The sequence below is a fragment of the Curtobacterium sp. MCPF17_046 genome, assembly GCF_003224295.1.
In the GTDB taxonomy this organism is placed as follows: domain Bacteria; phylum Actinomycetota; class Actinomycetes; order Actinomycetales; family Microbacteriaceae; genus Curtobacterium.
This window is the reverse complement of sequence record NZ_QKLB01000002.1, coordinates 16,125-28,795: the sequence shown is the minus strand read 5'-3', so window position 1 is coordinate 28,795 and position 12,671 is coordinate 16,125. Positions and strand designations below refer to the sequence as shown.

Genomic DNA, 12,671 nt, shown 5'->3' with positions numbered 1-12,671 from the left:
CCGCCCGCGACCCGTCGTCACCGCCCGGGCGCTGCGGCCTGCCCCTTGGGCGTGAGCGGCCCGCGGGCGAGCTTGTGCTGCGCCGACTGCGCCACCGGACGGACCGTCACGAGGTCGAGGTTGACGTGCGGCGGCAGCTCCACGGCGTGCACGATCGCCTCGGCGACGTCGTCCGCCACGAGCGGCGCCTCGACCCCGTCGTAGACGGCCGCGGCCGCCGCGGTGTCGCCGCCGAACCGCACGACGGAGAACTCCTCGGTCTTCACCATGCCGGGGGCGATCTCCACGACGCGGATCGGCTCGCCGTTGAGCTCGAGCCGGAGCACACCGACGAGGGCGTGCTCGGCGTGCTTCGCGGCCACGTAGCCGCCGCCGTTCTCGTAGGTGACGAACCCGGCCGTGCTCGTCACGGTGACGACGTCCGCACCGCCCGTCGCCGCCGCACGGCGGCGCAGCGCCGGCAGCAGCGCCGCGGTGACCCGCTTCGTGCCGAGGACGTTCACCTCGAACATCGCGCGCCAGTCCTCGACGTCGGACTCCTCCACGGACGCCGAGCCGAACGCTCCCCCGGCGTTGTTGACGAGCACGTCCGCCCCGCCGAGCTCGTCCACGCGGGCGGCGAGCGCCGACACGTCCGCGTCCGAGGTGACGTCGACGACGAGCGTGTCCGCACCGGTCTCCGCGGCGAGCGCCTCGAGCCGGTCGGCCCGGCGCGCGACCGCGAGGACGTCCCACCCGTGCTGGCGGAAGCGCCGGACGGTGGCGGCCCCGATCCCCGAACTGGCTCCGGTGACGACGGCTCGACGGTTGCTCATGGTGCTCCTCGTGGTGGTCGGTGGTGCGGGGTGTCGTCAACGCTACCGACACGCCGGGGGCCGCCGGACGGTAACGTGCGGGAGATGACGACGGACGCCGCTCCTCCCGCGCCTTCGGTCCCGGCCGCTCCGCTCGAGGCGGGTCGGTCGAAGCGCCGCATCCCACTGTGGGACACCTCGCGGTTCGTCGCGGTGACCCTCGTGGTGATCGGGCACGCGATCCAGCGGCAGACGACGGGCAGCGAGCACGCTCTGGCGCTGTACACGTTCATCTACGCCTTCCACATGCCGGCGTTCGGCGTGATCAGCGGGTACTTCTCGTCGGCGGACACCCCGACCGCGCAGCGCATGCGGCGGACGTTCACGGACATCGTCGTGCCGTACATCGTCATGCAGACGATCTGGACCGTGGTGCAGGGGATCGTCGAGGGCGGCAAGGAGTTCAACCCGACGAAGCCGACGTGGACGCTGTGGTTCCTGCTCGCGCTGGGGATCTTCCGGCTGATCCTGCCGTACCTCGCGCAGCTGCGGTGGCCGCTGTTCTGGGCGGTGGTGCTGAGCATCGGCGTCGGGTACTTCGACAACGTCGACTCGACGCTCTCGCTGTCGCGCGCGATCAGCCTGCTGCCGTTCTTCCTGCTCGGGTGGCAGGTCAAGCAGTGGGGCGTGTTCGACCGCTGGTACGAGGCGCCCCGCCGGGTCGTGGTCCGGGTGCGGGTCGTCGCGGCGCTGCTCTTCGCCGCGTGGGCGGCAGCGTGCGTGCTGTTCACCCCGCAGTTCGAGCAGTTCGACCTGCACCACTGGTTCTTCTACGACGACTCGTACTCCGGGCTCGGCGAGGACACGTGGTGGGCCGGTGGCGTCCGCTTCGGGCTGATGCTGTTCGCGGCGCTGCTCACGGCGGCGTTCCTGCTGCTCGTGCCCCGCCGGACGGTCTGGCTGACCCGGTTCGGTGCGGCGACGATGTACGTCTACCTCCTGCACACGTTCGTGCTCTACCCCATCCGCGAGTCCGGGATCCTGGCCGGGGAGCACTCGGCGTGGCCGTACGTGCTGCTCATGGTGCTGCTCGCGTGCGCGGTGAGCCTGTTCCTCGCGCAGCCGTTCGTCCGGCGCGGGATGCGGTGGCTGCTCGAGCCGAAGGTCGACTGGTTGTTCCGCAAGGACCCGGCCTGACGCCTGTCCGACGACCCGGCGGTCGCGTTACGTCCGACGTCACGCACGCTGGTGCCTGCCCTGCGGCGTCGTTAGCGTGAGCCGCGACGACCAGGTGTGGTGGGCCTCCCGGCTGCTGCGGGTCGACCCGACGACCGACCGGACGGAACAGGAGCCACGATGACCACGAACGACGCAGCCGCCTGGCGGTTCGAGACCACGCAGGTGCACGCGGGTGCCGCTCCGGACCCGACGACGGGTGCCCGGGCGACGCCGATCTACAAGACGACCTCGTACGTGTTCGAGAACTCGGACCACGCCCGCGACCTGTTCGCGCTGGCGCAGCCGGGCAACATCTACTCGCGGATCATGAACCCGACGAACGACGTCGTCGAACAGCGGGTCGCGGCACTCGAGGGCGGCACCGGCGCCCTCCTCGTGTCGAGCGGCCAGGCGGCGGAGACCTACGCGGTGCTCAACATCGCGGGCGCGGGCGACCACATCGTCTCGTCGTCGTCGATCTACGGCGGCACGTACAACCTGTTCAAGTACACGCTCGCCAAGCTCGGCATCGAGACGACGTTCGTCGAGGACCAGGACGACCCCGAGGAGTGGCGTCGCGCGGTCCGCCCGAACACGAAGCTGTTCTTCGCCGAGACGATCGGCAACCCGCGGATCAACGTGCTCGACATCGAGACCGTCGCGGGCGTCGCGCACGAGTCCGGGGTGCCGCTCATCGTCGACAACACGATCGCGACGCCGTACCTCATCCGGCCGTTCGAGCACGGGGCGGACATCGTCGTGCACTCGGCGACGAAGTTCCTCGGCGGGCACGGCACGGTCATCGGCGGGCTCATCGTGGACGGCGGCACGTTCGCCTGGTCCGAGCACGCCGAGCGGTTCCCGGAGTTCAGCACCCCGGACCCGTCGTACCACGGGGCGGTGTTCTCGCAGGTCGTCGGCGACGCGGTCGCGTACATCGTCAAGGCGCGGGTGCAGCTGCTCCGTGACCTCGGTGCGTCGAACTCCCCTGACACCGCCTTCGCGCTCCTGCAGGGCATCGAGACGCTCAGCCTCCGGATCGAGCGCCACGTCGCGAACGCGCAGGAGATCGCCGAGTGGCTCGACCGGCACCCGGACGTCGCGACGGTGGCGTACGCGGGCCTGCCGACCAGCCCCTGGTACCCCGCCGCGACGAAGTACGCGCCGCGGGGTGTCGGTGCGGTGCTGTCCTTCGAGCTCAAGGGCGGTGTGGACGCGGGCCGCGCGCTCGTGGACGAGCTGCAGCTGTTCTCGCACCTGGCGAACATCGGCGACGTCCGCTCCCTCGTCATCCACCCGGCGTCGACGACGCACTCGCAGCTCACGCCCGAACAGCAGCTCACGACGGGTGTGACGCCGGGGCTCGTCCGCCTGTCGGTCGGGATCGAGAACGTCGAGGACCTCAAGGCCGACCTGGAGGCCGGGCTCGCCGCCGCACGGGCCGTCGCCCAGGCGGGCCTGCGCGCCTAGCCCCGCCGCACGGAACGTGGGCGGTTCCCCGCAGCGGTCCACCGCTGCGCGGAACCGCCCACGTCGCGTTCCGCGGCCCGTCGCGACGTAACACGGCGACGGTGCGGCGGGCCTCCCGGCAGACTGGTCCCCACGATGGACTGGCAGACGACCCCCGAGGACTCCGTGCCGTCCACCCTGGTGCCCGGCGCCGAACTCCGCACGCTCGGCAAACCGCCCGTGACGGGTGCGTGGCGACCGGGTGACCCGCCCGGGGCACGCCGGTTCGAGGACCTCGGCGAGCAGACCGTCCGCGGCGGGCTCGTCCCCGCCGTCCGCGTGGCGTACGAGACCTGGGGGACGCTCTCCCCCGCCCGGGACAACGCCGTCCTGGTGCTGCACGCCCTGACCGGCGACTCGCACGTCACCGGACCCGCCGGCCCCGGCCACCGCACCGCCGGCTGGTGGGGCGATGTGGTCGGGCCGGGGCGGGCGATCGACACCGACCGGTTCTTCGTCGTCGCGCCGAACATGCTCGGCGGGTGCCAGGGCACGACCGGCCCCTCATCGCTGGCACCGGACGGCGTCGAGTGGGGCTCCCGCTTCCCGTTCGTCACCGCCCGCGACCAGGTGGCGACGCAGCTGCGGCTGGCGGACCGACTCGGCATCGACCGGTTCGCGGCCGTCGTCGGCGGCTCGATGGGCGGCATGCACGCGCTGGAACTCGCGGTCACCGCCCCGGAGCGGGTGGCGCGCCTCGCCGTGCTCGCGACGACCGCGCAGACCACCGCGGACCAGATCGCCGCCAACTCCCTGCAGCGGGCGGCGATCCAGATGGACCCGGGCTTCGCCGGCGGCGACCACCACGACGCCGAACCCGGCGAGGGGCCGCACCGGGGGCTGGCGCTCGCGCGACGGATGGCGATGATGACCTACCGCGCCTCGGACGAGCTCAACGGCCGGTTCGCCCGGACGTGGCAGAGCGACGTCTCCCCGCTCGGCGACGACGGCCGGTTCTCGGTGGAGAGCTACCTCGACTTCCACGGCAACAAGTTCACCCGGCGGTTCGACGCGGCCTCGTACGTCGCGCTCACACACGCGATGGACTCGCACGACGTCGGGGCCGGCCGCGGTGGGGTCGCCGCGGCCCTGGCCCGTGTGACCGCACGGACCCTCGTCGTCGGCGTCTCGAGCGACCGTCTGTTCCCGGTCGAGGACCAGCACCGCATCGCCGCCGGGGTGCCCGACACGCTCGACGGTGACCGGGCCGCGGTGATCACGAGCGAGTTCGGCCACGACGGCTTCCTCATCGAGTCCGAGGCCGTCGGCGCGCATCTCCGGCGCCTGCTCGTCTGATCGGGGTGCAGCGCGTGTCCTCGGAAGACGGGACACCCGCAGACCGATCCGTCGACCCCCGCGCGCCGAACACCCCACAACGAGTGTCGCCCGTGGAATGATGCAGAGTGCACGGTCTCGACCAGTGCTCGGTTTCCCAAGACCAACCAGTTTCCCGAACCAGGAACAGCCAGGACCAACGATGGAACTCCTCGCGCAGGAACGCGACCGCCTCCTCCGGTCGACGACGCGTGTCGTGGGCATCGTCTGCGCGCTCGTCAGCGTCGTCGCCGTGGCCACGTCGCTTGCCGTGCCCGCGCTGCCGCTCGTGGTCGGGTTCACGTGCATCGCCGTCATGATCGGTGCACTCGTCGCCTTCGGGTGGAACGGGTCGACCTGGTGGACCGCCCTCACGGTGCTGAGCGGTCTCGGCGCCGTCGCGGTCCTCGCCACCGCCGTCGCCCCCGACGACCGCGGAGTCATCGCGAGCGCGCTCGTGCCGCTCGCCGGCGGCGGACTGGCCTCCCTCCTCATGGCGCAGCGCGGACACCCCGTCGGCCTCGGCATCGCGGCCGCCGCCGGTGTCGTCTCGGTCACCCTGATGTCGTGGGCGAGCGGCACGGTCCTCTCCCTGCCCGTCAGCGGTGTCCTGCTCGGCTGGGTGCTCGTCGCCGTCGTCGCGGTGTGGATCAGCCGGAGCATCCCCCGCGTGGCGCGACGCATCTACACGATCGGGACAGCGCACCGCGCCGAACGGCAGGCCAGCGAGACCGAGGCGCAGCGGCGGCAGGGAGCACGCCTGCTGCACGACACCGTCCTCGCGACCCTGACCCTCCTCGCGCACAGCGGTGTCGGCGTCTCCGAGCACGCGATGCGCGAGCAGGCCGCCGAGGACGCCCGCCTCCTCCGCCACCTCCGCCTCGGCGCGACCCCGCAGCCGCAGCAGTCCGGGGACTACTCGCTCACCCGCACCGAGGAGTCCCCGCTCGGGCAGACCCTCGAGTCGGTCAAGCAGCGGTTCGGCCGGATGGGGCTCGAGGTCGCCTGGCACGGCACCGGACAGGTCCTCCTGCCGACCCACGTCCTCGACGCCTTCCTGCTCGCGCTCGGCGAGTGCCTCGAGAACGTCCGTCGGCACGCCGGGGTCCCCGAGGCGCACGTCACGATCGTGCACGACGAGGCGATGGTCCGCGCCATGGTCACCGACTCCGGCGTCGGCTTCGAACTCGACGCCGTCAGCTCCGAACGACTTGGCTTCAAGGAGAGCGTCGTGAACCGTCTCCGTGAGGTCGGCGGCGACGCCCGGCTCTTCTCCGCGCCGGGCTCCGGCACCACGGTCGTGTTGGAGGCACCGCGGTGAGCCGCATCCCCGAGGACACCATCAGCCGGGCGCTCACCGGTGAACAGGACGCACCCCGTACCCGCCGGGAGGCCCGGGAACGGTACCGGGGCACCGAGCGTCGGCAGGCGCGCGGCCTCCCCTCCACGTCGACCGGTGCACGTTCGCTCCGCCAGGCCGCCCAGCCCGGCGCCTCCCTCGGAGCCGGCCACCTCGGGCTCGGTGCGGCCGTCCTGACCGGTCTCGAGGCACTCGGCGGCATCGTCTTCTTCCTCGTGCACTGGGAGGACTACGGCAACCCCTGGTTCACCGCCAGCGCGTGGCTCCTCTTCGTGGCCGCCGCGACCTGCGTCATCGCCATCGTCCTCACCTACGGCGAGCGGTTGACCGGTCTCGCGTTCGGCCTCATCTGCGTCGTGCTCGCCAGCGTCGTCGCGCTCGACTTCATCGGCATCTGGTCCCAGCACGACCTCGGGCACACCTCGACCGCGTCGATGGCGGCCGGGTTCGCCCTCCTGCCGATCACGACCCTCCGGCCCGCGCGCGAGGTCATCGCGGCGATCGTCGGCCTCGGGCTGGCCTTCGTCGTCTACGCGGTCGTCTCCACGCCGATCAACCCCGAGACGCTCCCCGGCCTCGTGACGCTCCTGTCCGTGACGGTCGTGCCGCCGTCGCTCGCGCTCTTCGTCGTGCACCGGTTCCGCCAGCTCGTGCAGCGCGAACTCGACCGGGTCCTCGTGCAGAGCAACGTCGGTGCGCCGCAGTTCGCCGTCGGGATGCTCGCATCGGACGAACTCGCCCGGCTCGACCTCGCAGCCGAGAAGCTCCTGGACGCCGTCGCGAACGGATCCGACCCGTTGCCATTGTCGGACGCGTCCGCCTCCGTCGCCGCCTCCCTCGCGACCGAACTCCGCCTGCACCTCATCGAGGGCCGTCGCGAGACATGGCTGTACCACGCCATCACCGAGTCGGATCGGCTGGGTCGCGCCGTCGCCGTCGCCGACCCCGGCGCCCTGGCCGGACACCTGTCCCCGGCGCAGCGCGACGGTCTGCTCCAGGCCCTCTGGCTGATGGTCGGCGACGGCCGGAGCCAGCAACCCGGCGCCCCCGTCGTGTCGGTCACCCTCGGACCGGTCGGGACCGACGGGCACCCGGTCAGCGACGACCGGATGGACGTCCCCGTCGTCATCGAGTCCCGCGGGGTCCCCCGTCGGCGCCTCGGGCCCGCAGCGTGGGCCGCCCTCCAGCGCATCGGCCCGTACACCGACAGCGTGCGGGACGGCGTGCTGCACGTCACCGCGCACTGCGTCGTTGACCGGCACCCGCAGATGTGACGCACCCCGCGCCTCCCGGCACCGTCGACGTGCGTCATGCGGACAACCAGGCCAGCCTCCCCAGACCGGACCACCGACCCTCCTAGGATCGGCAGGCCCCGGACGGACACCACGAGAAAGGACGCCGAGCATGGCGACTCCAGCGGAACCGATCAGACTCGCACTCGTCGACGACCACCGGATGCTCCTCAGCGCCCTGACCGAGTGGATCCGCAACGCCGCGGACGACATCCAGATGGTCACCGCGGTCACCACCTGGCCCGAGCTGCTCACCAGCCCGGGGTTCCCGGTCGACGTCGTGCTCCTCGACCTCGACCTCAAGGACTCGATCCCGGTCTCGCTGAAGATCTCGACGCTGAAGACCGCCGGCGTGAAGACCGTCGTGATGAGCACGTACTCGGAGCCGAACGTCGTCCGCGAGGCCCTCGGCGCCGGTGCCCTCGGCTACCTCGTCAAGAGCGAGGACGCGGCCATGATCGTCGAGGCGATCCGGACGGCGCAGCGCGGCGAGCAGTACGTCTCCGCCGAACTCGACCTGGCCATCAACTCCGGGGACGTCGGCGGCGTCCCGAAGCTCAGCGCGCAGGAGCGTCGCGTGATGGCGCTCTACGGCGGCGGCGAGCCCGTGAAGAGCGTGGCGTACCAGCTCGGCATCTCCGAGGAGACCGCGAAGAGCTACCTCAAGCGCATCCGCGAGAAGTACCGCGTCGCCGGCTTCGACGTGGGCACGAAGGTGGCGCTCCGGAAGCGGGCGATCACCGACGGCATCATCCTGCAGGACGGGTCCCCGCACGGGCTGTAGCAGCGCGCCGACCCGCCGCGCCCCGCCAGGTTCCGGCATCGCCGCGCCCTGCCAGGTTCCGGAATCTCGGCATCTCGAGCGTCGAGATGCCGCAATCGTGGAACCGGAACGGTGCACACGCGGCGCGTCGTGGAACCGCGACGACAGCAGCCGGATGCGTCGACATCGCTGTGCGCACGGGAGGCGCGGCACCAGTCAGCGCGCCCCGTCGAGCCCGACGGACGCCGGGTGGGGCCGGGGACGCGTCAGTGCGTGGACACGACCTCGCGGATCGGGCCGGTGCTCGCACCCGCCGTCCGGAGCGCCGCTGCGCGACGCTTCGAGCGGCCCTCCACCGCGTAGCTGATCACCGCGACGACGACGCCGAGCAGCGCCAGACCGATGCCGAGCCAGCCCGGCGCGAGGAACCCGAAGCCGGCCGCGATGACTGCCCCGCCGAGGGCCGCACCGAGCGAGTTGCCGAGGTTGAACGCCGAGTGGTTGAGCGCTGCCGCGATGGTCCGGGCGTCGCCGGCGATGTCCATCAGGCGGGACTGCACCGCCGGCGGGATCGCGGACGAGGTCGCTCCGAGCAGGAACGCGCCGACGAAGAGCCCGACGACCCACTGCGCGGTGAGCACCGTCACGAGCAGCGCGCCGATCAGGGCGAAGAGCCCCACGAAGATGGTGGCCTTCACGCTGTGGTCGGCCAGGAACCCACCGAGCAGGCCGCCGACGACCATCCCGAGCCCGACGACGACGAGCACCAGGGGGACGGTGGACTCCGACAGGCCGGTGACGTTCTGCACGAGCGGCGAGATGTACGAGTAGACGGCGAAGAACCCGCCGAACCCGACCGCGCCGAGGCTCATCACGATCCACGCCTGCGGCAGGCGGAAGACCCGGAGCTCACGGCCGATGGTCGCGTGGACATCCCGCGCGCTGCGGGGGACGAACGCGGAGACCGCGAGGAAGGTCAGGGCGAACAGGGCGGCGACGACGCCGTAAGCGACACGCCAGCTCGCGACCTGCCCGATCCACGTCACCGCGGGCACGCCGACGACGTTCGCGACGGAGAGGCCGAGGAGCACGAGTGCGATGCCCTTGCCCCGCTTGCCCGGACCCATGATGTCGCCGGCGACGATCGAGGCGATGCCGAAGTACGCGCCGTGCGGGAGTCCGGCGACGAAGCGTGCGACGACGACGAGCCCGAAGGACGGCAACACAGCGCTCGCGACCGTCGCGACCGCGAACCCGATCAGCAGCACCATGAGCAGGCCCTTGCGGGGGAACCGGGCCGACATCGCGGCGATCGTCGGCGCTCCGACGACCACACCGAGGGCGTATGCGCTCACGAGCCATCCCGCGTGCGCGACGCCGCCCTCGGGGTCGGCCGCGTACTGCCCGGGCAGGAGCGCCTCGGCGATGTTCGGCAGCAGGCCCATCGCGACGAACTCGGTCGTGCCGATGGCGAACCCACCGAGCGCGAGGGCGAGGATGGCGAGCGTGCGGCGGGCCGGCGTGAGCTGCGACATGGGACCTGTTCTCGTGCCGGAGCACGGTGGGATCGGAGGCGGTGGACGACCGAGGTCGCGGCTGGAACAGTGTAGACCGCTCCAACACGGCGACGGAAGACACCGGTCGGATCGATTCGACCCGCACGCGATGTGGACGACGACCAGACGGCAGAACGCGGCCCTGCCGATCGGGATTCCCGATCGGCAGGGCCGCGGACGCGGGCGCCTCAGGCTGCGCGCTGCTCCGGCGCACGGGAGGCGGTACGCGCCTCCGGCAGGTCGTCGCGGTGCACCCACCCGGAGCCGCACTCGGTGCAGCTCGCCCAGGCGTTGTCGCCCTGGTCGTCGACGTCGATCACGACCGAGCGGAGGTCACAGTCCGGGCACCAACCGTCGTGCATCATGAGCGGGCTCCTTCCGTCGTGGTGCCGGTGCTCGTGCACCGGCTGATGGAGACAGCACACACCCGACCGCCGACATCGCGTCGACGTCGGCGGCGTGTCGGACGGACCCACACCGGGCGCCCACGCGGGGCTGCTCTTCGCCTGTACGGATCGGTCCTCCGAGGGCGGTGCCGAACCTGCTGCATTAGGTTCGAGGTGTACGCGCCGCTTTCCATGGGCGGGGGGGGGAACACAACGGTGACAACTCGTCGGACGGGTATCGCTCGCCTGCTCGCGGCCCTGACACTGACACTGACACTGACGGGCTGCACCGTGCCGGCCGCGCCCGGTCCGCAGGACTACGTCGGGACGTGGCGGCTGCGACCGGAGAGCGGAGACTCTGTGGCGCGGTTCCAGCTCGCCGCCGATCACACCTACACCGCGCACGCCATCCCGGCTTCCATCGCCTGCGGCACAGAGGTCTCCGCGGGCAGCCCTACCGGTTGCGAGGACGGACGGGCTGCCGTGGACTTCTCTGGGAACTGGCGGTTGTCAGCGGACGACCCGCGGGAACTCCGCCTGTACTCCGCGGACCTCCTCGTCCGCAAGGCGTACCTCGACCGCGACGAACTCGGCTTCTTCGTCCGGACGCTCGAGGCGCCCCGGCCTGACTACGTCTTCACCCGCGACTCGTCGCCGGGCCGGACAGACCGGAAGGACGACCAGCAATGACCAGCCGGTGTTCCTGACCGTCCTCGCCGTCCTCGCCGGCTCGACGGCCGCCAGCTCGTGCGCTTCGGCCCGAACCGGACTCCCAGGCCGCGCCGCTCAGTCCCCCAGCGCCGCCTCGAGCCGCTCGAGCTTCCCGTCGATCTCCCCCGTGTGCCCCGGTCGGATGTCCGCCTTGAGCACGAGCGAGATGCGGGTGCCGAACGGTGCGACGGCCTCGGTCGCCCGCTTGACGACGTCGAACACCTCGTCCCACTCCCCCTCGATCTCGGTGAACATCGACGAGGTGCGGTTCGGCAGTCCGGACTCGCGGACGACCCGGACGGCCGCGGCGACGGCGTCGTGCACGGAACCGTCCTCGTTCGCAGCGGGTCCGCCGGACGGGGCGATGGAGAAGGCGACGATCATGCGCCCATCCTGCCCCGCTCGCGGTCCGCGTGCCCGGCTCCGGTGGCCGGACGGGAGGCCCGTGGCTCGATCCCGTCCCGCCACATCCGGACCAGGACGACGACCGACCACACGAGCACCGCGACCTCCAGCAGGTTCCGCAGCGACAGCACGACGAGGATCCACGGCTGCACACCGAGCACCTGGTCGTAGTACGCCGGGTAGACGAGCTGCGTGAGGAAGGCCATCGGCAGCATCGCCCCGGCGACCGGCAGGAACCGCCACGCACTGCCGCGCCCGGCGACGAGCCCCCAGACCACCGGCACGGCGAACCAGCCGATGTACTGCGGTGACCCGACCTTGTTCGTCGCGATGAGCGCCGCCACGAACAGCAGCGCGAGGACCGGAGCCACCCGCGCCCGCTGCGCGCCGGTGCGGACGGCGAGCAGGGCGAGGACGACGCCCACCACGACGACGACGGCCATGAGCGGGGTCGAGAGCGCTGCGACGACCTCCGTCCCGGCACCGGACACCTCGAAGGTCAGGATCTCCTGGTCGTAGAACACCGCGGCGCCCGGCACCCGCGCCGCTGCCGCCCACAGGTACGGCGTCGCGAGCGGCGACTCGATCTGCAGGCCGCGCCCGGTCTGTTCGCCGATGAACGAGAACAGGTACGCGGCGCCGCCGAACAGCACGTCCACGAGCACCACGAGCCCGGTGACCGTGAGTGCTCCCGCGACCACCTCGACACGACGCCCGCGACGGAGGACGACGAGCACGCCGACGAGCGCCGCCGGCCAGACCTTGACCCACGCGGCGACGGTGAACACCGCGGCGGCGATCCCCGGACGGGCCGCGACGGACGCGACCCCGACGAGCGCGACCGCGGTGGCGACGGTGTCCACGCGTCCGAGGCCGATCGGCCCGAGCGCGAGCAGGAACGCCAGCCACCACCAGACGACCCGGACGCCGAACGACCGGTAGCGCCAGAGCACCGCGCAGACGACCGCGTGCAGCAGCACCATGAGCAGCAACCAGCCGGTGCCGATCGCCGCGGTCCCGCCGAGTGATGCGGCAGCCATCGGCACGATCGCCAGGATCGGGTACACCCACGGGGCGTCGATCCCCACCCAGAAGTGCGAGGCGTGCCCGGACTCGATCCAGCGACGGTACGTGATCGTCACGTCGCCGATCGGCTGGTTCGGGACGACGAGGGTCAGGGTCCAGAGCAGCGCGTGCACCGCGGCGAACGCGACCACGAACGCGACGATCTCCGGCCACGGGTTCCTGCGCACCGGATGAGCGTACCGAGTCGGGACGGGCCGACCGCCGCTGTCCACAGGGCCGGTGACGCTGCCACCGCCGTCCGGGCACCACGGCGACCCTGGCCCACAGCCGAGCTGGA

12 protein-coding genes are annotated in these 12,671 nt (G+C 72.0%); 7 read left to right on the top strand and 5 right to left on the bottom strand.

Annotated elements, in window-relative coordinates; translation table 11 throughout:
- Positions 1 to 17 precede the first annotated feature (17 nt).
- Positions 18 to 815, bottom strand: a complete 798-nt coding sequence (locus DEJ32_RS01755) for an SDR family oxidoreductase (protein ID WP_110825151.1) — start codon at positions 813 to 815, stop codon at positions 18 to 20.
- A gap of 84 nt (positions 816 to 899) precedes the next feature.
- On the opposite strand from DEJ32_RS01755, the gene DEJ32_RS01750 reads away from it, so the two are divergent.
- From DEJ32_RS01750 to DEJ32_RS01725, 6 genes are all read left to right on the top strand, one after another.
- Entirely contained in the window at positions 900 to 1,991 is a 1,092-nt protein-coding gene (locus DEJ32_RS01750; RefSeq protein ID WP_110900137.1) for an acyltransferase family protein, read from the top strand.
- Between the two features lie 159 nt (positions 1,992 to 2,150).
- Positions 2,151 to 3,482 carry a bifunctional o-acetylhomoserine/o-acetylserine sulfhydrylase gene (locus DEJ32_RS01745; protein ID WP_110900136.1) on the top strand — a complete coding sequence of 444 codons (1,332 nt, stop codon included), beginning with the start codon at positions 2,151 to 2,153 and terminating at the stop codon, positions 3,480 to 3,482.
- 135 nt (positions 3,483 to 3,617) lie between these two features.
- Complete coding sequence (locus tag DEJ32_RS01740) at positions 3,618 to 4,817, top strand: homoserine O-acetyltransferase (RefSeq protein WP_110825155.1); 1,200 nt, start codon at positions 3,618 to 3,620, stop codon at positions 4,815 to 4,817.
- A gap of 181 nt (positions 4,818 to 4,998) precedes the next feature.
- Positions 4,999 to 6,156 carry a sensor histidine kinase gene (locus tag DEJ32_RS01735; protein WP_110891339.1) on the top strand — a complete coding sequence of 386 codons (1,158 nt, stop codon included), beginning with the start codon at positions 4,999 to 5,001 and terminating at the stop codon, positions 6,154 to 6,156.
- Entirely contained in the window at positions 6,153 to 7,469 is a 1,317-nt protein-coding gene (locus DEJ32_RS01730; protein ID WP_110900135.1) for a hypothetical protein, read from the top strand. Before DEJ32_RS01735 ends, DEJ32_RS01730 begins: the two co-directional genes overlap by 4 nt.
- A gap of 130 nt (positions 7,470 to 7,599) precedes the next feature.
- A complete protein-coding gene (locus tag DEJ32_RS01725) occupies positions 7,600 to 8,271 on the top strand; it encodes a response regulator transcription factor (protein WP_110825158.1) in 672 nt (223 codons plus the stop codon).
- A gap of 245 nt (positions 8,272 to 8,516) precedes the next feature.
- Here the strand turns inward: DEJ32_RS01725 and DEJ32_RS01720 are convergent, their stop codons facing one another.
- Positions 8,517 to 9,785: an MFS transporter gene (locus DEJ32_RS01720; protein WP_110825159.1), complete on the bottom strand. Its 1,269-nt coding sequence runs from the start codon at positions 9,783 to 9,785 to the stop codon at positions 8,517 to 8,519.
- 209 nt (positions 9,786 to 9,994) lie between these two features.
- Positions 9,995 to 10,171 (bottom strand): hypothetical protein, encoded by a 177-nt coding sequence (locus tag DEJ32_RS16105; RefSeq protein ID WP_181420478.1) that lies wholly within the window; start codon positions 10,169 to 10,171, stop codon positions 9,995 to 9,997.
- A 504-nt stretch (positions 10,172 to 10,675) separates the two neighbouring features.
- Between DEJ32_RS16105 and DEJ32_RS15955 the strand changes: the two genes are divergently transcribed.
- Complete coding sequence (locus DEJ32_RS15955) at positions 10,676 to 10,882, top strand: hypothetical protein (RefSeq protein ID WP_146234057.1); 207 nt, start codon at positions 10,676 to 10,678, stop codon at positions 10,880 to 10,882.
- A gap of 96 nt (positions 10,883 to 10,978) precedes the next feature.
- Here the strand turns inward: DEJ32_RS15955 and DEJ32_RS01710 are convergent, their stop codons facing one another.
- Together DEJ32_RS01710 and DEJ32_RS01705 are read right to left on the bottom strand one after the other, a co-directional pair.
- A complete protein-coding gene (locus DEJ32_RS01710; protein ID WP_110900133.1) occupies positions 10,979 to 11,287 on the bottom strand; it encodes a thiamine-binding protein in 309 nt (102 codons plus the stop codon).
- Positions 11,284 to 12,561 carry a glycosyltransferase family 87 protein gene (locus DEJ32_RS01705; RefSeq protein WP_110900132.1) on the bottom strand — a complete coding sequence of 426 codons (1,278 nt, stop codon included), beginning with the start codon at positions 12,559 to 12,561 and terminating at the stop codon, positions 11,284 to 11,286. The genes DEJ32_RS01710 and DEJ32_RS01705 overlap by 4 nt, the downstream gene beginning before the upstream one ends.
- Between the last annotated feature and the right edge of the window lie 110 nt (positions 12,562 to 12,671).

Bases quoted from the DNA above. Each gene is read 5' to 3' on its own strand.
- DEJ32_RS01755 (WP_110825151.1), bottom strand. From the start codon at position 815: ATGAGCAACCGTCGAGCCGTCGTCACCGGAGCCAGTTCGGGGATCGGG.
- DEJ32_RS01750 (WP_110900137.1), top strand. From the start codon at position 900: ATGACGACGGACGCCGCTCCTCCCGCGCCTTCGGTCCCGGCCGCTCCG.
- DEJ32_RS01745 (WP_110900136.1), top strand. From the start codon at position 2,151: ATGACCACGAACGACGCAGCCGCCTGGCGGTTCGAGACCACGCAGGTG.
- DEJ32_RS01740 (WP_110825155.1), top strand. From the start codon at position 3,618: ATGGACTGGCAGACGACCCCCGAGGACTCCGTGCCGTCCACCCTGGTG.
- DEJ32_RS01735 (WP_110891339.1), top strand. From the start codon at position 4,999: ATGGAACTCCTCGCGCAGGAACGCGACCGCCTCCTCCGGTCGACGACG.
- DEJ32_RS01725 (WP_110825158.1), top strand. From the start codon at position 7,600: ATGGCGACTCCAGCGGAACCGATCAGACTCGCACTCGTCGACGACCAC.
- DEJ32_RS01720 (WP_110825159.1), bottom strand. From the start codon at position 9,785: ATGTCGCAGCTCACGCCGGCCCGCCGCACGCTCGCCATCCTCGCCCTC.
- DEJ32_RS16105 (WP_181420478.1), bottom strand. From the start codon at position 10,171: ATGATGCACGACGGTTGGTGCCCGGACTGTGACCTCCGCTCGGTCGTG.
- DEJ32_RS01710 (WP_110900133.1), bottom strand. From the start codon at position 11,287: ATGATCGTCGCCTTCTCCATCGCCCCGTCCGGCGGACCCGCTGCGAAC.